General features: G+C 57.9%; 17 protein-coding genes. 14 read left to right on the plus strand and 3 right to left on the minus strand.

Annotation, left to right across the window (positions count from 1 at the left end; translation table 11 throughout):
* Positions 1–2: 2 nt before the first annotated feature.
* The 7 genes from nirD to cobA all read left to right on the plus strand — a co-directional run bounded on the left by nirD (position 3) and on the right by cobA (position 9,771).
* The gene (nirD, locus tag J4E00_RS25950; RefSeq protein ID WP_208178261.1) at positions 3–359 is read left to right on the plus strand and encodes a nitrite reductase small subunit NirD; all 357 of its coding nucleotides are present in this window, start codon (positions 3–5) and stop codon (positions 357–359) included.
* A gap of 67 nt (positions 360–426) precedes the next feature.
* Positions 427–1,692, plus strand: coding sequence for an alginate export family protein (locus J4E00_RS25955; protein WP_236050171.1), 1,266 nt, complete (start codon positions 427–429; stop codon positions 1,690–1,692).
* Between the two features lie 60 nt (positions 1,693–1,752).
* Positions 1,753–3,063, plus strand: a complete 1,311-nt coding sequence (locus tag J4E00_RS25960; protein ID WP_208178263.1) for an MFS transporter — start codon at positions 1,753–1,755, stop codon at positions 3,061–3,063.
* Positions 3,064–3,174: 111 nt separating this feature from the next.
* Positions 3,175–6,744, plus strand: coding sequence for a nitrate reductase (locus J4E00_RS25965; RefSeq protein WP_208178264.1), 3,570 nt, complete (start codon positions 3,175–3,177; stop codon positions 6,742–6,744).
* Between the two features lie 19 nt (positions 6,745–6,763).
* Entirely contained in the window at positions 6,764–8,263 is a 1,500-nt protein-coding gene (locus J4E00_RS25970) for a rubredoxin (protein ID WP_208178265.1), read from the plus strand.
* A gap of 35 nt (positions 8,264–8,298) precedes the next feature.
* Positions 8,299–9,006 carry a bifunctional precorrin-2 dehydrogenase/sirohydrochlorin ferrochelatase gene (locus J4E00_RS25975; protein WP_208178266.1) on the plus strand — a complete coding sequence of 236 codons (708 nt, stop codon included), beginning with the start codon at positions 8,299–8,301 and terminating at the stop codon, positions 9,004–9,006.
* A 27-nt stretch (positions 9,007–9,033) separates the two neighbouring features.
* Entirely contained in the window at positions 9,034–9,771 is a 738-nt protein-coding gene (gene cobA, locus J4E00_RS25980; RefSeq protein ID WP_208178267.1) for a uroporphyrinogen-III C-methyltransferase, read from the plus strand.
* Between the two features lies 1 nt (position 9,772).
* On the opposite strand, the gene J4E00_RS25985 is transcribed toward cobA, so the two are convergent.
* Positions 9,773–10,372: a DUF4202 domain-containing protein gene (locus J4E00_RS25985; protein ID WP_208178268.1), complete on the minus strand. Its 600-nt coding sequence runs from the start codon at positions 10,370–10,372 to the stop codon at positions 9,773–9,775.
* 448 nt (positions 10,373–10,820) lie between these two features.
* Here J4E00_RS25985 and hisG point away from each other — a divergent pair, with 448 nt between their 5' ends.
* From hisG to hisIE, 7 genes are all read left to right on the plus strand, one after another.
* Positions 10,821–11,672: an ATP phosphoribosyltransferase gene (gene hisG, locus J4E00_RS25990; RefSeq protein WP_208178269.1), complete on the plus strand. Its 852-nt coding sequence runs from the start codon at positions 10,821–10,823 to the stop codon at positions 11,670–11,672.
* A 2-nt stretch (positions 11,673–11,674) separates the two neighbouring features.
* Positions 11,675–14,095 carry a histidinol dehydrogenase gene (gene hisD / locus J4E00_RS30130; protein WP_317196674.1) on the plus strand — a complete coding sequence of 807 codons (2,421 nt, stop codon included), beginning with the start codon at positions 11,675–11,677 and terminating at the stop codon, positions 14,093–14,095.
* 42 nt (positions 14,096–14,137) lie between these two features.
* Positions 14,138–15,244, plus strand: a complete 1,107-nt coding sequence (gene hisB, locus J4E00_RS26000; protein ID WP_208178270.1) for a bifunctional histidinol-phosphatase/imidazoleglycerol-phosphate dehydratase HisB — start codon at positions 14,138–14,140, stop codon at positions 15,242–15,244.
* Between the two features lie 69 nt (positions 15,245–15,313).
* Complete coding sequence (hisH, locus tag J4E00_RS26005) at positions 15,314–15,901, plus strand: imidazole glycerol phosphate synthase subunit HisH (RefSeq protein ID WP_208178271.1); 588 nt, start codon at positions 15,314–15,316, stop codon at positions 15,899–15,901.
* A 25-nt stretch (positions 15,902–15,926) separates the two neighbouring features.
* Positions 15,927–16,643: a HisA/HisF-related TIM barrel protein gene (locus J4E00_RS26010; protein WP_208178272.1), complete on the plus strand. Its 717-nt coding sequence runs from the start codon at positions 15,927–15,929 to the stop codon at positions 16,641–16,643.
* Positions 16,644–16,683: 40 nt separating this feature from the next.
* Positions 16,684–17,439: an imidazole glycerol phosphate synthase subunit HisF gene (hisF, locus tag J4E00_RS26015; protein ID WP_208178273.1), complete on the plus strand. Its 756-nt coding sequence runs from the start codon at positions 16,684–16,686 to the stop codon at positions 17,437–17,439.
* A gap of 42 nt (positions 17,440–17,481) precedes the next feature.
* Positions 17,482–18,150 carry a bifunctional phosphoribosyl-AMP cyclohydrolase/phosphoribosyl-ATP diphosphatase HisIE gene (hisIE, locus tag J4E00_RS26020; RefSeq protein WP_208178274.1) on the plus strand — a complete coding sequence of 223 codons (669 nt, stop codon included), beginning with the start codon at positions 17,482–17,484 and terminating at the stop codon, positions 18,148–18,150.
* A gap of 79 nt (positions 18,151–18,229) precedes the next feature.
* Here the strand turns inward: hisIE and J4E00_RS26025 are convergent, their stop codons facing one another.
* Together J4E00_RS26025 and J4E00_RS26030 are read right to left on the minus strand one after the other, a co-directional pair.
* Positions 18,230–19,252 carry a hypothetical protein gene (locus J4E00_RS26025; protein WP_208178275.1) on the minus strand — a complete coding sequence of 341 codons (1,023 nt, stop codon included), beginning with the start codon at positions 19,250–19,252 and terminating at the stop codon, positions 18,230–18,232.
* A gap of 828 nt (positions 19,253–20,080) precedes the next feature.
* Complete coding sequence (locus J4E00_RS26030; RefSeq protein WP_208178276.1) at positions 20,081–21,241, minus strand: tetratricopeptide repeat protein; 1,161 nt, start codon at positions 21,239–21,241, stop codon at positions 20,081–20,083.
* Between the last annotated feature and the right edge of the window lie 62 nt (positions 21,242–21,303).

Here is a 21,303-nt window from a genome sequence, read left to right on the forward strand (position 1 = left end):
ACATGGAAACTACAACCGACATCACTTGGCTGCCCGTGTGCAAAACCACCGACATTCCCGCCGACGGCGGTGCCTGCGCCCTGGTAGAAGGCAAGCAGGTGGCCATTTTCAACTTCGCGCGGCGCGGCGAGTGGTACGCCACCCAGAACCTGTGCCCGCACAAGCAGCAAATGGCCCTGGCCCGCGGCATGATTGGCAGCACCGGTGAAGCCTGCGAGCCCAAAGTGGCCTGCCCGTTCCACAAGCGTACGTTTTCGCTGCTGACGGGCGAGTGCCTGAACGGTGATGAGTGCAGCATCCGAACCTACCCGGTGAAAGTGGAGGGCGACAACGTGTACATCGGCTGGGAAGCGGACTGAAACCGGATAATGCTCCTGCACTACGCACGCCAGACACCTTCTTATGCAAAAAACGTTTACGAAAAATTTGCTGAGAGCCTCCGGGTTCCTGGGCGCCCTTTTGTGGGCACCGGCTGCCTTTGGGCAGTTGGTATTATCGGCTGAAATTCGGCCGCGGGCAGAGCTGCGCGACGGTTTTCGGACGGTGAACACCCACGCAGAAAAGCCGGCGGCTTTTGTGGAGCAGCGCTCGCGCCTCAACGTGGGCTATGGCCACGAGAAGCTGCAAGTGCGACTTTCGGTGCAGGACGTGCGCATTTGGGGTAGTACCAATCAGGTATATAAAACCGACCCCAACCTGTTCAACGTGTTTGAGGCCTACGGCGAATACGCCCTCACGCCACACTTGGCAGTGCGGGCTGGCCGGCAAGTGCTCGACTACGACAACGCACGGTTTCTGGGCGGCCTCGACTGGGCGCAGCAGGGGCGGAGCCACGATGCGGTGAAGTTTATGTACGCCGACAGCAGCGGGTTTGCTGCCCACGCAGGGGCGGCCTTCAACCAGTCGTTTTCACTGGAGCCCAACAAGCTGGCCGATACATTTTACGGCGGCCTTGACAACTACAAGGCCATGCAATACCTGTGGCTGCACAAGGATTGGGCGCGTGGCAAGCTCTCGGTCCTGCTGTTTAATGACGTCCGGCAGCGGCCCGATTCCAGCATGTACGCGCGGCAGACCTACGGCGTAGTAGGCGAAAGACTACTGGGTAAGACCACGCTGGCCGGCGAGTTTTATTACCAGACCGGCGACGACGTGGCCCGCCGCCAGGTCCGCGCCTACCTGGCAGCCGTGAGCGCAACGGTGCCCACCAAGTTTACCCCGCTCACCTTCGGCGTCGATTTCCTGTCCGGTTCCGATGCTACCGATACCAAAAACCGCGCTTTTTTGCCCCTCTACGGCACCAACCATGCTTTTTACGGGCACATGGACTACTTCTACGTGGGCAACAACCACGGCCAGGGTGGTCGCACCGCCGGTCTGGCCGATTTCTACCTCAAAACCACCTTTAAGCTAGGTGCCAAAACCAGTCTGCTGGCCCACCTGCACCACTTTGAGTCGCCGGCCACGGTGTATGCGCCCGGCACCACCGACCAGCGGCTGGAATCCCGTCTCGGCGAAGAGCTGGACCTGGTACTGAACGCCAACGTGAGCCCGGAATTCAACTTCAAGCTGGGCTATTCGCATTTCCTGGCCACTTCTTCGCTCGATGCCCTGAAGGGGCGCGATGGCCAGCAGCATAACCAGTGGGCCTGGGCCATGCTCACCTTCAAGCCGGTGCTGTTCAAAAACTGACCCGGCTGGGTGGCCCAACTCATTCCACTGCTCACACCTGCTTAACCACTGACTGCAAATATGGAAGCTCCCCTAAGTGTCCAGCCGCTCAATAAGCTCAACATCTTCGCCACCAAGGGGGTGCAGATGCGCACATTTCACCTCACCTGGCTCACGTTTTTCTTCTGCTTTTTCGGCTGGTTTGGCATTGCGCCGCTCATGCCGCTGGTGCGCGAGCAGCTGCACCTGGATAAGAGCCAAGTGGGTAACATCGTTATCGCGTCGGTATCGGCTACTATTCTGGCCCGGCTGGTAATGGGCAAGCTTTGTGATACGCTGGGGCCACGCCTGGCCTATACCATTCTGCTGGTGGTGGGCGCTATTCCGGTGCTGCTCATTGGCACCAGCCATAGCTACGAAAGCTTTTTGCTGTTCCGGCTGGCCATTGGGGTCATTGGCGCTTCGTTCGTCATCACGCAGTTTCACACGTCCATGATGTTCGCGCCCAACGTGGTGGGCACGGCCAACGCCGTGGCCGGCGGCTGGGGCAACCTCGGCGGCGGCATCGCCAACATGCTGATGCCGCTGGTGGCCGCCACTTTCGTGGCCCTGGGCTACGTGGACAAGGCCAATTCCTGGCGCCCGGCCATGGTGGTGCCCGGCGTTATCCTGCTGATTATGGCCGTGCTATACTACCGCTACACCGTGGACACGCCGCGCGGCAACTACGCCGACATCGAGCGCAACGCAACGGCAAGCAAAGCCGGGACTTTCCTGCTGGCCCTGCGTGACTACCGCACCTGGCTGCTGGCGCTGGCTTACGGGGCCTGCTTCGGTATCGAAATTACCATTGACAACGTGGCCGCCGTGTACTTCGTCGACCATTTTGGGGCCTCGCTGGTAATGGCCGGGGTGCTGGCTGGCATTTTTGGCTTCATGAATATTTTCGCCCGCGGCCTGGGCGGTATCGTGAGCGACCGTGCCGGCCGCGCCTACGGCCTGAAAGGAAAATGGCTGCTGTTGAGCGGCCTCCTGGTGCTGGAAGGCATCGGCATTGCCATTTTTTCGCTGGCTCCTAGCCTCACACTGGCCATTGCGGCCATGCTGCTGTTTGCGTTGTTTCTGAAAATGGCCAACGGCTGCACCTACTCCATTGTGCCCTTTGTGAACAAGCGGGCCATTGGCAGCGTGAGCGGGGTGGTGGGCGCGGGCGGTAACCTGGGGGCCATGCTGGTGGGGTTCCTGTTCAAATCGGCTACCATCAGCTACAGCACGGCTTTCCTCTACATCGGCGTGGGGGTAGCGGCCGTGGGCGGCATGGTCTTGCTGGTGCGTTTGGTGGTGAGAGAAGCCGTTGCAGAGGCTCCCGAATCCCCACTCGCGCTGGCATAACCTCACTCGGCCCCCTGACGACTGCTTCGTTTTTTAACTTATAAGCCGCGCCGCTTGGCTCTCCTTTCCGCCTGGGGAGGGGCCGGGGCGAGGTTTCCGACCGAAAATTCAATGTCCACCCATTCCGCTCCACTTCCTTCCACCTGCTGTTATTGTGGGGTGGGCTGCGGGGTGCTGATAACGCCGGAAAAGAACGGCGATGTCACCGTAGCCGGTAACCCGGACTACCCCGTGAACCGGGGCGCGCTGTGCAGCAAAGGCCTCAACCTGCAATACACCGTGAACGACCGGAGCGACCGGCTGCTGTATCCGCAGATGCGCTACAGCAAAAGCCGTCCGCTCCAGCGCGTGAGCTGGGACGATGCCCTGGCCCGTACCGCCGCCGTATTCAAAACCTTCATCGAGCGCTACGGGCCCGATTCGGTGGCTTTCTACGCCTCGGGCCAGTGCCTGACCGAGGAATATTACGTGCTCAATAAGCTCATGAAGGGTTTTATTGGCAGCAACAACCTCGACACCAATTCCCGCCTGTGCATGAGCAGCGCGGTGGTGGGCTACAAAATGGCGTTGGGCGAAGACAGTGTGCCGGTGTGCTACGACGACATCGAACTGGCCGACTGTTTCCTCATCACGGGTGCGAACCCGGCCTGGTGCCACCCCATTTTGTGGCGGCGCGTGGAGGCCCACAAAGCCGCCAATCCCGCCACCAAAGTCATTGTGGTAGACCCGCGCGCCACCGATTCTACTGCCCTGGCCGACCTGCATTTGCAGCTCATCCCCGGCACCGATGTGGTGCTGCACCAAGCCCTGGCGCGAGCCCTGATTGAGGCTGGTGATATTGATTTGGCTTTCATCGAGCAGCATGCCGAAGGATTTGAGGCCTACCGTGCAATTGTTATGGCGCGGCCCCTGGCCGAGTCGGCTGCGCAGTGCGGCGTGCCGGAGGCTGATATTCGGCTGGCGGCAAGCTACCTCGGGTCGGCCCGGGCGTTTCTGTCGATGTGGACCATGGGCCTGAACCAGAGCGCTGTGGGCGTTGACAAAAACCTGAGTTTGCTGAACCTGCACCTGATAACCGGCCAGATTGGGCGGCCGGGCGCGGGGCCGCTCTCGCTCACGGGCCAGCCCAACGCCATGGGCGGGCGCGAAGTAGGCGGCCTGAGCAACCTGCTGCCCGCTCACCGCGACCTGGCCAATCCCGCGCACCGGGCCGAGGTGCAGCAGTTCTGGGGCAGCGGGCCGTTGGCGGCCACGCCGGGCTACACGGCCACCGAAATGTTTGAGGCCCTGGAAGACGGCCGCCTCAAAGCCATCTGGATACTCTGCACCAACCCGCTTACCAGCCTGCCCAACGTGCGCCAGGCCGAAGCCGCGCTGGCCAAAGCTAAATTCGTAGTGGTGCAGGAAATTAGCAACCAGCCCGAAACGCTGGCCTACGCCGACGTGATATTGCCCGCTGCCGCCTGGGCCGAAAAGGAAGGCACCATGACCAACTCGGAGCGTCGCATCAGCCACCTGGCTAAGGTAGTAGACGCGCCCGGCGAGGCCCTGCCCGATGCCGAAATCATCTGCCGCTTTGCGCGGGCCATGGGCTTTGCGGGCTTCGATTTCGCCAATACCGAGGCCATTTACCAGGAGCATACCCGCCTGACGGCCGGCACCCGACTCGACATTTCGGGTCTGAATTACGCGGTGCTGCGGGCGCGGTGCTCGGTGCAATGGCCCTACCGCGCCGGGCAGGCCGCACCCGAAACGGCCCGGTTGTTCACCGACCAGCAGTTTGCCACACCCAGCGGCCGGGCCCGGATTCAGCCGGTGGCAGTCGCTTTCCGCAGTGAAGCGCCCGATGCGGATTTCCCCTTCATCCTCACCACCGGCCGCATCCGCGACCAATGGCACACCATGTCCAAAACCGGCAAGGTGAGCAAGCTCAGGCAGCACATTCCGCGGGCGTTTCTCGAAATTCACCCCGATGACGCGGCGTCGCTGGGCGTGCGCGAGGACGACCTGGTGGTGGTAAGCTCGCGCCGGGGCGAGGTACGGGTAGCGGCGCGGCTCTCAGCCGCCATCCGGCCGGGCGTGGTGCTGCTGCCCATGCACTGGGGCCGCAGCCTGGGCTCCGACCTCAACCGGGCCAACAACGTAACATCCGGTACCATTGACCCCATTTCCAAGGAACCCGATTTCAAGTTCTGTGCGGTGCAGGTGCTGAAGTACCGCAAGCCCAGGCAGCGTATTGTGGTGGTGGGGGCGGGGGCCGGGGCGTTTGGCTTCGTGAAATCGTACCGCGAGCTGAACCAGGACGACGACATCACGATTTTTAGCAAGGAAGATTTCCCGTTCTACAACCGCGTGATGCTGCCCGACTACATCAGCGGGCACCAGAACTGGGCGCAGCTGGTGAAAATGCAGGACGCCGAGGAGCCCGCCTACAACATCCGGCTGCTGCGCGGCGTGAGCGTGGAAACCATCAATCGGGACGAGAAATTCGTGCTGGACTCACGCGGGCTGCGCACCGACTTCGACGTACTCATCCTGGCTACCGGCAGCCGGGCAGCGGTGCCGCGCAACGTGCCCAGGCTGCCCGGCATTTTCACGATGCGCAGCCGCACCGATGCCGACAGTTTCAAAAACCATCTGCCGTCCAACCCGCACGTCGTCATTGTGGGCGGCGGGCTGCTGGGACTGGAAATGGCGGCTTCGCTGCGTGAGGTGGGCACGAGAGTGAGCATCATCCAGCGCATTTCGCGGTTTCTGGACCGTCAGCTCGACCCGCTCGGCAGCCAGCTGCTGCAGGACGAAATGGTGGACCAGGGTTGTGACCTCTATTTCAACGACGAAGTGGAACTGTTCTACGGCCGCACCCGCCTCACGGGCGTGGGCCTGAAAAGTGGCCGGCGCATCAACTGCGACGCCCTGATAATGGCCATCGGCACGGCTCCCAACCTGGAGCTGGCCCGCGACAGTGGCCTGACCTGTCGCCGCGGCGTGGTGGTCGATGCTCACCTGCAAACCTCCGCCCCCAACGTATTTGCCCTGGGTGAAATCGCTGAGTTTGAAGGCACGCTCTACGGTATCACGGCCGCCGCCGAACAGCAGGCCGCGGTGCTGGCCCGCTACCTGAGCGGCGACGTGGGCAGCTGCTACCAAGGCAGCACCTTCATGAACATCATCAAAATTCACGGTTTCGACCTGTGCAGCATCGGCCTGCCCGAGTGCCCGAATCCGACGGATTACGAGGAAATTGTGTTTATCGACAAGGCCAAGCGCTACTACAAGAAGTGCATCATCCACCAGGACCGGCTGGTGGGCGCCATTCTCATCGGCGACAAAAGTGAGTTCCTGGAATTCCGCGACCTGATTGCCAACAAAACCGAGCTCAGCGACAAGCGCCTTCAGCTGCTGCGTAGCGGCACCAAAGCCGCGCCGGTGCTGGGCAAGCTGGTGTGCAGCTGCAACAACGTGGGTGCCGACAACCTGCGCCAAGCCATAGCTGCGGGCTGCGACAACCTCAAGCAGCTGTGCGCCACTACCGGCGCGAGTACCGGCTGCGGCTCCTGCCGCCCCGAGGTGCAGCAGATTTTGGCGGCGGAGCTAGTGGCGCTGGCCGGGGTGGTGCCCGCGCCAACTGCCCATGGAACAGTCCTGCTGCACGCAGCAGGACCTTCAGTCTCAGCTTAAGCTTATCATTTCGTTGAAAATGTCTTCTTCCGATTCCTCAACTTCCACCATTGCCGTAAACTTTGCCGGCGGCATCATCCCCGCCGGCGATTTGCTGGCCGTGTTGGCTGCTGCCGAGGAAGCCGGTGTTGAGCAGGTGCAGCTAGGGCACCGCCAGCAGTTGCTGCTGGCGGTGGTGCCGGCCCGCTGCAAAGCCTTGTTGCAGGCGCTGAATACGGCCGGCCTGCTGGGCGAAACCGACCCGGAGGCTTATCCCAACATCGTGAGCTCCTACGTGGGCGAAGACGTGTTTTATAATGCTGCCTGGCTGCGCGAAGGCGTTTACCGGGACATTCTGGACCTGTTTGACTACCGGCCACGCCTGAAAATCAACCTCGTCGACAGCCGTCAGAGCTTCGTGCCGTTCTTCACCGGTCACCTCAATTTTATTGCCTCCGATACCCCCAATTACTGGTATCTGTACGTGCGTTTTCCCCGCTCTGGTGGGCTCTATGCCTGGCCGCAGCTGGTATACTCCGAGGACTTAGCCGCGCTGAGCACTGCCATTGAGCGCTACGTGCTGGGTGGCATGGGGCCAGCAACTGCGTCGGAGCTGGCCGGGGCTTGGCTCTATGCACAAGTCAGCGCCGCCTTGCCGCTGGTGCAACAGCCCGTAACAACCCCGCTGGTGCTGCCCGCGTTCACGCTGCCCTATTACGAAGGCTTCAACCGGGCCGGGCAGCAGCTGTGGCTGGGCATTTACCGCCGCGACGAGCTGTTTGCGGTGGCTTTTCTGAAGGCGCTGGGTCAGGTCTGTCTGCACACGCGTGTGGGACAGGTGTGCACCACGCCGTGGAAGTCGTTGGTAATAAAGGGCATCGCACCTGCCGACCGGCCGCGTTGGGATGCCGTGCTTTGCGGCCATCGCATCAATGTGCGCCACGCCGCCAACGAGTTGAACTGGCAAGTGGAAGACCGTTGCCCCGAGGGCCTGGCCCTCAAGCACGAGCTGGTACGCCACCTCAACGAGGAAGACGTGCGTACCTACCAGCTCAGCTTCGCCATCAAAACCCGCCCCCAGACCGGCTTGTTCGGCTCCATTATCGTGCGGCGGCAGGCGACGCGGGCCAGCGAGCAGTATGAAATCCTGCACACCCGCGACTTCAACCCCAATTCCCGCGACTTTATCCTCTTCCGCCAGCTGGTGCAACGCGAAAGCCTGGGCTGGTACCTGGCCGAGCTTTGCCATCAGTTTTACGCCCAGCTCGGCACCGTCCCATCGGAAGAATTGCCGCCCATTGCCGCCGATGAAACGCTGACGGTGCCCCCCATCAACGCGGTGGTTTTGCCTCGCTGCCGCCACTGCCTCAGCGTGTATGATGCGGTCTACGGTGACCCCGCGCAGGGCATCATGCCGGGCACTGCCTGGCAGGTACTGGCCGCCTACGTCTGTCCCACCTGCGAGGCTCCCGCGGCCGATTTTGAATGGTGGCAGGAGCCGTTGGCGGCCGTTGGGACCGATGCGCGGGTGGCGTCGTGACTGGCATGCTGTTCAATTTAACACCCCCTAAAAGAATGTCCGTCGCCAATCCCTTATTTCCCGTTTTTCTAAAGCTGGAGCAGCTCCGGGTGCTGCTGGTGGGCGGCGGCAACGTGGGCCTTGAAAAACTGAGCGCCATTCTGCGCAACAGCCCCAAAACGGCCGTGACCGTGGTCAGCCTCACGTTTTTGCCCGCTCTGCGCGACTTGGCCGCCCGGCACCCCGCGGTGCGCCTGCATGTCGGGGCCTATTCCGATGCCTACCTGGACGAGGCCGACATCGTGTTTGCCGCCACCGACGACCCGGCCTTGCACCGCCGCATCAAAGCCGCCGCCCGTACCCGTCGCCTCCTCGTGAACGTGGCCGACACGCCCGCGCAGTGCGATTTTTACCTGTCTTCAGTCGTACAGAAAGGGGCATTGAAAGTAGCGGTGTCTACCAACGGGCAATCGCCTACGGTGGCCAAGCGCCTGCGCGCCGTGCTGGAAGCAGCCTTGCCCGACGAGCTGGATGCCGTGCTGCAAAAGATGCCTGCCATCCGCCAGCAGTTATCCGGCGATTTTGCCCAAAAAGTAAAAGCTCTCGATGCCGTAACGGCTGGCCTCGCGGGCGGCTCCGGCTACGTGGCCCCTGCCACCCGGCGCTGGCGGGCCGTGGCCATGGGGGCGCTGCTGGCCGCCGGAGCGCTGGCCGCTGCCCGGTGGGGAGCCTCATCCAGCCACCCAGCCGGGCAAAAAGACTAGCACGGGGCGTTACCTAACCAGATGCTTATGAGCGAAATCATTCCTGAGCTATTCGTCGTCGGGGCGGGCCCTGGCGACCCGGAGCTGCTGACAATTAAGGCGTACAAAGTGCTGCAAACCGCTGCCGTTATCCTTTACGACAACCTGGCCAACCAGGAGCTGCTGGCGCTGGCACCCGCCGCCTGCGAGTGCATTTACGTGGGTAAAAAGCCCTATGGCGAGTACACGCCGCAGGAAACCATCCACGGCCTGATTCTGGAAAAGGCCCGTAGCCATGGTCGGGTTGTGCGCCTGAAAGGGGGCGACCCCTTCATTTTCGGGCGCGGGTTTGAGGAGGTGTTGTTTGCCCGGGCGCACGGCATTGCTACGCACTACGTGCCGGGCATTTCAAGCATGCAGGCACTGGGCTTTGAAGACATTCCGCTTACCCACCGCCTGGTGAGCGAGGGGGTTTGGATGGTGACCGGCACCAAAAAGGACGGCGCGCTCTCCGCCGACCTGCGCCTGGCCATGCAGAGCAACGCCACGGTGGTTATTTACATGGGCCTGAAAAAAGCCGCCGAAATCGCCGCTACCTACCTCGAAATGGGGAAAGGTGATACCCCGGCCGCCGTGGTGCAGCACATCTCGCTGCCGCAGCAAAAAGTTGCCATTGGCCGGGTCGAGAACCTGCCCGCGCTGGTGGCGGCGCACGGCATCACCTATCCCGCGCTGATTGTAGTGGGCTGGGTGGTGGGCGTGGGGCGCGAGGATGCCGTGGTTTAAATCAGGTCAGGGCCTTCGCCACCAACGTCTGCGCTTCGGGCACCAAAGGAAGCTGTAAGGCCCATTCGTGGCCTTGCGGCGTCATTTTACGCCAGGTTTTCTGCACGATGTCAATCACTTTTTCTTCGGGGTGCTGCCGGGCAAAATCAAGGAAATAATACTCCAGGAAAACCAGGCAAATGACATCTTCGAGCAGCTGCACGTCGGCGTCCTGAGCTAGCTGCTGCTTTTGCACCAGGGCCTGTACGCGGGCAATAACTGCAGCATCGTAGCCCACTGCCGCCAGCACCTGGCCGGCCTGCTCGGCGTGGTATTGCTTGAGCGAGTTGCGCCACTGGTGGTAGCCGGGCCGCGTCATCGGAAAGCTCTGGCGCGGAATGGCCCAGCGTCGGATGTGCTGGCAGCGGGCGGCCAGTCGCAGCGCCTCCGGAGCGGCGGGGGCCACGCGGTCCAGGCAGGCACTCATGCGGTAGGCATACAACAGCTCTTTGGGCCAGTGGCGGCCGGCAGCGTCCGAATCCTGGTTGGGGTCTTCCGCATTAATGGCATCGAACTGCGCCAGGGCAGCCGTGAAGCGGGTAGAGTCGGGGAGGAGGCTCATGAAAACAAGGAGTATTGCGCGGCTGCAAAATAGCCTGTGCAGTTTGGAAGGCCGCATCAATTGGAGCACAAGAACGTCATCCGCATACAGGCACCAGTGATAACTTCTTACAAAACCTTTCGTTGGGGTTGCCCGTTTGCCATTCCGAATTACCTTTGCTGCCGAAATGAGTGCTCCTGCTTTCCCGTTTTGCTTTCTTATGCTAGCCGTTTCGGCTGCGAACGGGGCCGTTGTGGGCGTGCATCATCACCACCATCTGTGGGGGGCCGGGCTGCGCGCCGGGTGCTAAGCTAGCACCGGCCGCCCGCGCCTCCGCCGCCGCGTTCCGGAGTGCGTTTGCGCCGGACTCATCTTCTCAATTTTCGGGAAATTCCGCTGCCAGTCGTTGTGATGGCACCGAATGCACGCGTATCCTTCGCTGAGGTCCGGCCCGTTGTTACCCCATTCCATGCTCCGTTTAGCCATTCAAAAATCCGGTCGCCTGAGCGAGGATTCCCTTGCCCTCATTCGCGAATGCGGCATCAACTTCCTGAGTACTTCCTACAAGCTCAAAACGGAAGCCACCAATTTTCCGCTTGAAATCCTGTTTCTGCGCGACGATGACATCCCCGGTTATGTGAAAGACGGCGTGGCCGACCTCGGCATCGTGGGCCAGAACGTGCTCGTTGAAGCTGGCTACCCCAACCTTGAAGTCGAAGCCCTAGGCTTCAGCAAGTGCCGCCTGAGCCTGGCTGTGCCGCGTGCCGATGCTTATCCATCCATCGAGGCACTACAGGGCAAGAACATTGCCACGTCATACCCCAATATTCTGGGCCGCTACCTGGCCGGGCAAGGCGTGCAGGCTACCCTGCACACCATCAGCGGTTCGGTTGAAATTGCGCCGAGCATTGGGTTGGCCGAAGCCATCTGCGACATCGTGAGCAGTGGCTCGACGCTGCTGGGCAACGGCCTGCGCGAGGTCGAAACCGTGTTTCGCTCCGAAGCCGTGCTCATCGCCCAACCCAATCTCACGGCCGAGCAAACCGACCTGTTGGAGCAGCTTCGTTTCCGCATGCAGGCCGTGCGCCGGGCCAAGCGCAGCAAATACATCCTGCTGAATGCCCCCGTAACGGCCCTTGAGGAAGTGCGCCGCCTGTTGCCGGGCATCAAGTCGCCCACGGTCACGCCGCTGGCGGAAGCTGGTTGGGTATCGGTGCAGTCGGTGGTGCAGGAAGACGATTTCTGGCACATCACCAGCCAGTTGAAAGCTGTGGGTGCCGAAGGCATCCTGGTTCTGCCCATCGAAAAAATGATTTCCTAGTCATGCAGGTCTATTCCAATCCCGCCCCCAGCGCCTGGTCCGCACTGCTCCAGCGCCCGGCTGCGGCCGAAGCGCCTCAGGTTGCGGCCCGCGTCCGCGCTATTTTTGACCAAGTACGTGCCGGCGGCGATGCTGCCTTGTTGTCGCTGGCCAGTGAGCTGGATAAAGCCACGCTCACCAGGCTTTTGGTTTCCGAAGCCGAGTTTGCGGCCGCCGCCGCTCAGGTTCCGGCCGAGCTGCAAGCCGCAATTGGTCAGGCCAAAGCCAATATCGAAGCCTTTCATGCCGCCCAGCGCGAGCCGGAGCTACGCCTCGAAACCGCACCCGGCGTAGTCTGCTCGCGGCGGGCGGTACCGGTGCAGCGCGTGGGCTTGTACGTGCCGGGCGGCTCGGCGCCGCTGTTCAGCACCTTGCTGATGTTGGGTGTGCCGGCCCAACTGGCCGGCTGCCCGGAAGTAGTGGTCTGTACCCCGCCGCAACCCGATGGCTCGGTAAGCCCGGTTATCTTGTTTGTGGCGCAGCTGCTGGGAATCTCGAAAGTGGTAAAAGCCGGCGGCGCGCAGGCCATCGCCGCGCTGGCCATTGGTACCGAAACCGTAGCAGCGGTGGATAAAATCTTCGGTCCCGGCAACCGCTACGTAACGGCTGCCAAGCAATTGGCCGCTGCCGAATTTGGCGTCGGGATTGACATGCCCGCCGGTCCCTCAGAAGTTCTGGTAATTGCTGATTCCAGTGCCAACCCGGCCTTTGTAGCCGCCGATTTGCTCTCGCAAGCCGAGCACGGGCCCGATTCGCAAGTAATACTACTGAGTGACTCGAGCCTAGTATTAGAGCAGGTTCAGGTGGAAATCACGCGCCAGCTGGCCACGCTGCCCCGGCGCGATGTAGCCACTCAGGCTCTGGAGACCAGCCGCGCTATTCTACTGCCGGATGCTGCCGCTATGCTGGCCTTCTCTAACCAGTACGCCCCCGAACACCTCATCTTGGCGACCGATAACGCCGAGGCGCTGGCCGCCGGGGTAACCAATGCGGGCTCCGTATTCCTGGGGCACCTCACGCCCGAAGCCGTCGGCGATTATGCTTCAGGTACCAACCACACGCTGCCCACCAGTGGCTATGCCCGCCAATACAGCGGCGTTTCGCTCGATTCGTTTGTCAAAAAAATCACGTTCCAGCGCCTCACCGCCGTCGGGCTGCGGGGCATTGGCCCGGTGGTAGAAACCATGGCCGAAGCCGAAGGGCTGGCTGCACACGCCCGGGCCGTATCGGTCCGCTTGGCTGCCCTGAGCACGGAGGCTGAAGCAACGCCCGCCGCCACAGAAGCTACTGCAGCAAATCCTTACGCCGGCCTTATCCGTCCCAGCGTGGAGCGAATGCAGGCGTATTCTTCGGCGCGGGATGAGTTCGAAGGCATGGCTCCGGTGATGCTGGATGCGAACGAAAATAGCCTTGGTTCCGTCGGGCCCGACGATTTTAGCCGTTACCCCGACCCGCATCAGCGTGCCATCAAAACAGCCCTGGCAAAGTTAAAAGACGTTGCTCCGAACCAGATTTTTCTGGGCAACGGTTCTGATGAGGCCATTGATTTGTTAGTGCGCCTCACCTGCACGCCCGGTCAGGATAGCATCGTCATCTGCCCGCCCACCTACGGCATGTATGAGGTGGCAGCCAACCTTAATGATGTCCGCGTGGAGCGCCTGCCGCTCACTCCGGACTTTCAGCTTCCGGCCAATGCGGCCCAGACGCTGGCCGCGTCCACCGCAAAATTGGTTTTCCTGTGCTCGCCCAATAATCCCACCGGCAACCTGCTCGCACTCGAAGCCCTGGAGACCATTCTGCGCAGCTTCAAAGGCCTCGTAGTGGTCGATGAAGCCTACGCCGACTTCGCCGATACCCCCAGCTGGACCACCCGGTTGGCCGAGTTTCCGCGCCTGGTAGTACTCCAAACTTTCTCCAAAGCTTGGGGCCTGGCTGGCCTGCGGCTGGGCGTCGCCTATGCGGCGCCGGCGCTCATTGCCTACTTCGATAAAATCAAGCCGCCCTATAACATCTCGGCCGCCACTCAGCAGCACGCGCATGCTGCCCTGGCTGCAGCACCCAGCCTGTCTGAAATGCGCGCCGAGCTGTTGGCCGGCCGGACTTGGCTGCTTGAGCACCTGCCGCAAGTTTCCATCGTTGAGCACATCTTTCCTTCGGATGCCAACTTTCTCCTCGTGCGCTTCACGATGGATGCAACGGTCGTCTACGACCAGCTACAGGCAAGGGGAATCGTGGTACGCAACCGGACTAGCCAGCCCGGCTGCGCCGGCTGCCTGCGTCTCACCGTCGGGACCCCCGACGAGAACACCCGGCTGGTAGCGGCCCTCCATGAAATCAGCCAGTTGGCAGGAGTGGGGCAGCCCCTTGTTGTTGCTGCTGAGTAAATCATCTGCGTTTTCGCTGCTTACCTATTAACCAATACTGATTTGAAAAAGGCGCTTTTCATCGACCGCGACGGGACCATCCTGATTGAGCCGCAACCCAGCCAGCAGATTGACGGCCTCACGCCCGATAAGTTTCAGTTCCTGCCGGGAGCTATCAGTGGCTTGGCGCGTATTGCCCGCGACCTGCCGGAGTACGAACTGGTGCTGGTGACCAATCAGGACGGCCTGGGCACGGCCAGCTTCCCCGAAGATACCTTCTGGCCCGCGCATCAGCTCATGCTCGATATTCTGGCGGGCGAAGGCGTGCATTTTGCTGCTGAGCTCATCGACCGCAGCTTCCCGCACGAAAACCTCCCCACTCGCAAACCAGGCATTGGACTCCTGGGCCGCTACCTCGACCCCGCCAATGACTATGACCTGGCTAATTCCTATGTCATCGGCGACCGGCTCACCGATGTGCAGCTTGCCGCGAATCTGGGAAGCCAGGCAATTTTGATAGGAGAGGAACCCAACCCCAGCGTTGCGCTGACCACCACCGATTGGAACGCTCTCTACCACTTTCTTCGGTATCCCGCCCGCATTGCCGTCATTGAGCGCAACACCAACGAAACTCAAATTGCTATTCGTCTAAACCTCGACGGTACTGGCCAAACGGACATACATACTGGCTTGGGATTTTTTGACCACATGCTTGAGCAGTTGGGCCGGCACAGCGGCATAGACTTACACATTAGTGTAAAAGGCGACTTGCATATTGACGAGCACCATACGGTAGAAGATACGGCACTGGCACTGGGCACTGCTTTTTCGCAGGCACTTGGTGACAAGCGTGGATTGGCTCGCTACGGCTTTCTATTGCCAATGGACGAGGCTCTGGCGCAAGCTGCTATTGACTTCTCGGGCCGGCCGTGGCTGGTTTGGGAGGCAGAATTCAAGCGCGAGCGGGTAGGGGATTTGCCTACCGAATTGTTTTTTCACTTCTTCAAGTCGTTCACCGACAATGCCCGCGCCACGCTGAATATCTCCTGCACCGGCGACAATGAGCATCACAAGATAGAGGCGATTTTCAAGGCCGTCGCCAAAGCCATCAAAATGGCTCTGCAGCGAGACGAGTCTACGGGTATTCCCAGCACAAAGGGCATTTTGTAATAATCAACACATTGTACAAATGAATAATATCGCTTGTTGTCCATTTGTGCAATAACTAAGTTTCGTGCAATGGAAATAGCAGTTGTGGATTATAAGGGTGGAAACGTTCAGTCCGTCCTATTTGCATTAGAACGATTGGGCGCTAGCCCTGTCCTGACGGCTGACCCGGAAGTTCTTCGTAAAGCCGATAAGGTCTTGTTTCCCGGTGAAGGGGAGGCGTCGTCAGCAATGGAAGCTTTGCGGGCCGCTGGACTGGACTTGGTGTTGCCCACCCTTACTCAGCCGTTTCTGGGCATTTGCCTGGGCATGCAGTTGCTCGGTGAGCACAGCGAAGAAAACAACACGTCCATGTTGGGACTGTTGCCCTTTAAAGTGCAGCGCTTTGTACCCGATACTCACCACAAAGTCCCGCACATGGGCTGGAACAATCTGCAAGCGCTGCAAGGGCCTTTGTTTACCGGTTTAACGGAGGCTGACCACGTTTACTTTGTCCACAGCTACTATGCACCCGTTGGGGCCTATACTACGGCCCAGGCTTCTCATCCTGCGCCTTTCAGCGCTGCCGTGCAATACCATAACTTTTACGGTGTGCAATTCCATACCGAGAAAAGTGGTGCAGTAGGCACACGCATCTTGTCCAACTTTCTGGCTCTATAATTCAGCTCGCTTTCCCGCTTCTTCCGTGGAGATTATTCCTGCTATCGACCTTATCAATGGCCAGTGTGTCCGCCTCAGCGCGGGCGACTTCAGCCGTCAGACAACCTACGACACCGACCCCGTGTCCGTAGCCCAACGCTTTGCCGATGCCGGGTTGCGCCGTCTGCACTTGGTGGACCTCGATGGTGCCCGCGCCGGCCATCCCATTAATCTGTCGGTACTGGAATCTATTGCAAGCAAAACTGCACTGGAGATTGATGCTGGCGGCGGGATTCAAACGGCGGAGGCTTTGGCTCAGGTCTTACAGGCTGGGGCGGCCCATGCTACAGCCGGGAGCCTAGCAGTGCGTGAGCCTGCAACGGTACAAGCCTGGCTTGCCCAACACGGTGCTGACACCATCTTTATTGGTGCTGACTTTCGCGGAGAGTACATCCTTGTTAATGCATGGGCTGACCAGAGTACCTTAACATTGTCAGGCTTTATTGCAAGCTACCTATCTGCCGGAGCCAGTACATTTATCTGCACCGACGTAAGCAAAGACGGGTTGTTGCAGGGGCCTTCGTTGGCTACTTACCGCCAATTGGTTGCTGAATTTCCTGCCGCCCGCTTTGTGGCCAGTGGTGGTGTAACGACCATTGCCGACCTTGAGGCCCTGGCTGAAGCAGGAATGTATGGTGCAATTATTGGGAAAGCTCTTTACGAAGGAACCATTGTTCTACCGGACTTACTCCCTTTTTTATAAGGTTATTCATTTGTGATAAACCAGCCATAAATACTGTAACGTGGTTAAGAAACGACTTATTCCCTGCCTGGATGTTCGGGATGGACGAACGGTGAAAGGCATCCAGTTTGAGGGCCTCCGCGATGCTGGTGACCCTGTGGCCTTGGCCGAACGTTACGCCCGTGAAGGTGCCGACGAATTGGTGTTTCTCGATATTACAGCGACTAATCAGCGCCGTCAGCCTCTTACCGAGCTGGTGCGCAACGTTGCGCGTGTCTTAGATATTCCTTTCACTGTGGGTGGCGGCATCAACACCGTGGCTGATGTGGAATCCCTGCTGTTGAGTGGAGCCGATAAGGTGTCCATCAATTCCGCGGCATTGGCCCGGCCGGCATTCATTGCTGAGTTGGCCCGGCGTTTCGGCTCTCAATGCGTTGTGGTAGCCGTCGATGCCCGGCTCGTTGCAAATGAATGGCAGGTAATGACTCGTGCAGGTACTGTGGCTACCGGTCGCGAAGCCGTAGCTTGGTGCCGTGAAGCTGCTGATTTGGGTGCTGGGGAGCTACTATTGACTTCGATGAGCCACGACGGTACGAAATCAGGCTTCGCCCTTGACCTGACGCGGGCCGTGAGTGATGCAGTCGCAATTCCGGTAATTGCTTCCGGTGGAGCTGGCCAGCCGGCTGATTTTACGGCAGTTTTTGAGCAGGGAGGGGCCGATGCTGCTTTAGCTGCCAGTATTTTTCACTTCAATGAAACTGCATTGCCAGCCCTTAAGTCATACCTACACGCAGCTGGTATCCCAATTCGGCAATAGTTCCTTGTTGCTTCTTACCGTTTTCCTCAACGTTTTGTGTTCATGAGCTCATTACCTCCTTCTCTAGCTACTTTGCGTTTCGACGCCCAAACCGGTCTGGCACCAGCCATTATTCAGGATGCTGCTACCGGGCAGGTGCTCATGTTGGGGTACTTAAATGCCGAGGCGTGGGCCCAAACGCAACGGGAAGGGCGAGTGACGTTCTTTTCACGCTCGAAAAACCGTCTGTGGACGAAGGGCGAGTCCAGCGGCAATTACTTGAGCGTCGTTAGTCTGCACATCGATTGTGACGCGGACACCGTCCTGATTCGGGCAATTCCTGCCGGGCCTACCTGTCACCGGGGTACGGTCAGTTGCTTTGAGCAGGCCGACCAGGTTGCGGTGCCGTCGGTGCCAGTTGGTTTCTTGGCTGAGTTAGAACGCCTGATACAAGAACGTAAGTCTTTTCCGGAGCGTAGTCCTTCGTCCTATACTGTTTCGCTTTTCAAGAAAGGGATGCCTAAAATCGCCCAGAAAGTAGGAGAGGAGGCAGTCGAAACAGTAATTGATGCCGTTGCAGGCCACCGTGAGAGTCTGCCTGGTGAAATTGCTGACCTTCTGTACCATCTATTGGTCTTAATGGCAGCCGCGAATTTGCCGATGCAGGAGGTTATCGAAGTCTTACGCGAAAGACACCGTTTGCCCAATACACGGCATCTTCTCGGGGCTTAAGAGTCTCTTCTTAAAGAAATAAGTATGGCTCCCAAATCTAGCACAATAGTTAGGTTTGGGAGCCATACTTATTTACATATTATTGTGTAGCGCGTATTTGCCGGCGGATTTTCTCCAGTAAGGCAATAGCAATAGCTATGTCGTCTTCGTGGGTTACATCCAATGATGTGCTGACTCCCGGACCAGTGATACTTAGGCGGTAACCCGTCAGGCCGGTATCTTGGGCAGGCGGTGTAGGAGCCTTCTTCATTGCGGTGACGATAGGCTCATCATGTTGTAAGTCGCCATTAGAGAAGGTCGCTGGCGTGGTGTGCGAACGTTCGGGCAATACCGTTGATTCATTTGTTTCGGTAGGTTCTTGGGTTTGAGCCCTCCCAAAGCCGAATAGATTCGCTATTGCATCATCCTCTGGGCGTTTGGAGTTGTAGTTCTCGGGCTGCTGGGTGTTTCCGGTAGAATTGCTTGGCTCATCAGTTTGCTTATTTGCGGGTGTTGGCGTTGCAAGGAGGTCGTAAAGGTTGTTCTGGCTTTGGTAGCCTGTTGGTATACTGGTTGCTGCCTGATTGAAGTTGTTTGCAGTTGGGATTGGGCTAGCTATTTCGCGGCGTGGTGGTCGTTGAGCATTCAGTGCATCTATATCCGCCATGATGTTGTGGTCGTCGAGCAGCAGACACATACGGCAGCCTTCTACAAAGGCTTTGGCCACGCCTTGTGCGTTAATTTCTTCTACTCCAAACTCTCTTATAAGCATCACGTCGAGCATTTGGATAGGCAGTTCCCGGCCCCGGAATTTTCTGCATATCTGCGTAAAGAGGGGTGGAGTTAAAAAGGCTTCTCTGTGAAACTGCAGTTCTTCCTGTTTATCATAGGCATGTTTAATGCGCTTAAATAGGGTAGTTGTGCTCAGCAGTTCTCTCTTACTGGTCATGAGTCCAAACTTCACTGCGGAGCCAATGATTGCCTTGAAGGACCCGCTCACCTTTCGGTTTAGTTTTCGGGCTGCTGTATCGATAGCACATTTGCCACCGGTGTCATCAACAACTTCGGCTAGTTCCCAAGCCCCAGTATAATTCGTCCTAGGGTAATCAATCAGTTTAGGCATTTTATTGGTAAAAAAAAGTTTATTTTTAAGAAACATTTTGTACTTTTAAGTACTTGCTAGTATTCTAAAGTACGTGCCGCAGTGCTAAATCGTCAGCAGGTGTATTTTTTACAACTTAATACTGACATGCATGTTGGAGTTTTCAGCAGCTTTAGTTTCTTACGCTACTTTTGTGCCGAAAGATACAGCATCTGCACTCAGTAGTAATATTGCTACTAATAAAATATGGACTCAGAGCAATAAATGTTATAAGCACATTAAAGCACAAAAATATTGTAAATTTTAACCTTTTTTATACCGATGAATTAGTTCCCAAAAGAGGAGCATGAAATACTAAACCTTAGAGCACATGTTAAACCTTAAGTCGTATTGACACTGAGAATCGTTATAAGCTATTAAGTAAGTAGGAGATAAATGAAGCAAAGGATTAACATAATCGTTGCTGTTTTACTCTCATAATCTTTCACCAACTGCCACCCACAAATTTACCCACCCATACAATACAGTCTGCCACGCAGGCACTAGCACCCGCCATACAGCATTTAACACGGATACGTAAATAAAAAAACAAACTTTCTGCGCCAGACACCACGGTGCTTGTGCTGGATTAACTCTTGACAAAAGCGACAGACGAAGACACCCTATACAAAATTGATTTAAGCAGTTCAGTAGAAGGCTTACCAATTCTCTTGAGCACGCGAAAAACAAATCGAGTTATGTCTTATAATTTATATTATGTTAAATTATAAACGCGAATGTCCCTTTAACAATAAAAAAAGCCCGCTCACCTAAGTGAACGGGCTTCCCCTACTAGCAGCAATCAGTCGACTACTTTTTATTGAGGGACTGAAGCTTTGCATTCAAACGCTCAGAGTCAGCAGTCCGACCTAAGCGGAAATATACTTTCTGCAGAGAAGTCAGCGTGTTCCGGTCATCGGGCTGAAGCTGGAGTGCCTTCTCAAAATATGGCACCGAAGCTTCAAAGTACTTCTTGCCGTCAGCTTCGAATTTCTTTCCCGATGTTTGATACGTTTTCAAGTCCATCTTACTGGCTTTAGTGTAAGCATCAGCAGCCTTGTTGTAGTTGTATACACCAAGGTTGAACTGCGCGTCGAAATTATTCGGGTCCAGTTCAACGGCCTTACGGTAATCAGCTAGTGCTAAGTCCGTTTTCTTTTGCTGGTCGTACATCGAACCGCGAACCGCATACAGGTTCGAGTTAGTGGGGTCAGCGGCGATTGTCTTCGAAATTTTGTTGAGCGCTTCTTCACCACGGCCCGAAGCCAGCGAAACGTTCAGATCCTCCAACATGAAGGTTTTGTTGTTTGGATACGCAACCAAGGCCTGTTGCAACACCTTAGCTGCTTCAGCATTATCGTTCTGCTGCTTAGCCATCTGAAACAGACGCGAGTACAAGGTAACCGACTTATAGTTCATGCCCAGCAGTTGATTGTAGCTAGCCTTCGCACCCGCATAATCCTGCTTGGCTTCTGAAGCATAAGCCGAGTAAAGCACTGCCGTCGTATCCTGGGGCTTAATTTTTGAAGCCAGCTTGTAATTCTCGATTGCCTTGTCGTACTCCTTGGCATTGTAGCTGTTCACGGCATCATTGAAAGCGTGACCATACAGATTATCCATCTTGGCTACTGCCTGCTTGCCAAACTCGCCGTCTTTCGTATCCAACTCAATGGTCTTAGCATACGACTCATAGGCCTTCTGCACACCCTCACCGGGTTGCAACTGCTTGGAATAAATGGGGCTATCCATCATACCCTGGTAGATTTCGCCCCGCGTATACCAAGTCTTGGCTTTGCCGATGGTCTTCTCGTTAACAATGGCTTTGTCGATGTCGACCCGCGCCTTGTCCAACAATCCGCTCCGCTGGTTCAGAATGGCATTGGTAACAGCCGAGGTTTGAGCGGAAACCAGTGAAGGCAAGCCAGCCGTGAGCATCAGCGCCGCAGCAATCGTCAGAAATGTCTTCTTCATGAGTTCGGGAATATGCCGGGTTGAGCTGGTAACGCTGCCAAGTCCCGGCGAAAAAGTGAAAA

The sequence above is a fragment of the Hymenobacter negativus genome (genome assembly GCF_017571495.1).
In the GTDB taxonomy this organism is placed as follows: Bacteria; Bacteroidota; Bacteroidia; order Cytophagales; family Hymenobacteraceae; genus Hymenobacter; species Hymenobacter negativus.

What these genes read in the sequence shown, in the direction of transcription:
- nirD (WP_208178261.1), top strand. Translation starts at nt 3, where the DNA reads ATGGAAACTACAACCGACATCACTTGGCTGCCCGTGTGCAAAACCACC.
- J4E00_RS25960 (WP_208178263.1), top strand. Translation starts at nt 1,753, where the DNA reads ATGGAAGCTCCCCTAAGTGTCCAGCCGCTCAATAAGCTCAACATCTTC.
- J4E00_RS25965 (WP_208178264.1), top strand. Translation starts at nt 3,175, where the DNA reads ATGTCCACCCATTCCGCTCCACTTCCTTCCACCTGCTGTTATTGTGGG.
- J4E00_RS25970 (WP_208178265.1), top strand. Translation starts at nt 6,764, where the DNA reads ATGTCTTCTTCCGATTCCTCAACTTCCACCATTGCCGTAAACTTTGCC.
- J4E00_RS25975 (WP_208178266.1), top strand. Translation starts at nt 8,299, where the DNA reads ATGTCCGTCGCCAATCCCTTATTTCCCGTTTTTCTAAAGCTGGAGCAG.
- cobA (WP_208178267.1), top strand. Translation starts at nt 9,034, where the DNA reads ATGAGCGAAATCATTCCTGAGCTATTCGTCGTCGGGGCGGGCCCTGGC.
- J4E00_RS25985 (WP_208178268.1), bottom strand. Translation starts at nt 10,372, where the DNA reads ATGAGCCTCCTCCCCGACTCTACCCGCTTCACGGCTGCCCTGGCGCAG.
- hisG (WP_208178269.1), top strand. Translation starts at nt 10,821, where the DNA reads ATGCTCCGTTTAGCCATTCAAAAATCCGGTCGCCTGAGCGAGGATTCC.
- hisD (WP_317196674.1), top strand. Translation starts at nt 11,675, where the DNA reads ATGCAGGTCTATTCCAATCCCGCCCCCAGCGCCTGGTCCGCACTGCTC.
- hisH (WP_208178271.1), top strand. Translation starts at nt 15,314, where the DNA reads ATGGAAATAGCAGTTGTGGATTATAAGGGTGGAAACGTTCAGTCCGTC.
- hisIE (WP_208178274.1), top strand. Translation starts at nt 17,482, where the DNA reads ATGAGCTCATTACCTCCTTCTCTAGCTACTTTGCGTTTCGACGCCCAA.
- J4E00_RS26025 (WP_208178275.1), bottom strand. Translation starts at nt 19,252, where the DNA reads ATGCCTAAACTGATTGATTACCCTAGGACGAATTATACTGGGGCTTGG.
- J4E00_RS26030 (WP_208178276.1), bottom strand. Translation starts at nt 21,241, where the DNA reads ATGAAGAAGACATTTCTGACGATTGCTGCGGCGCTGATGCTCACGGCT.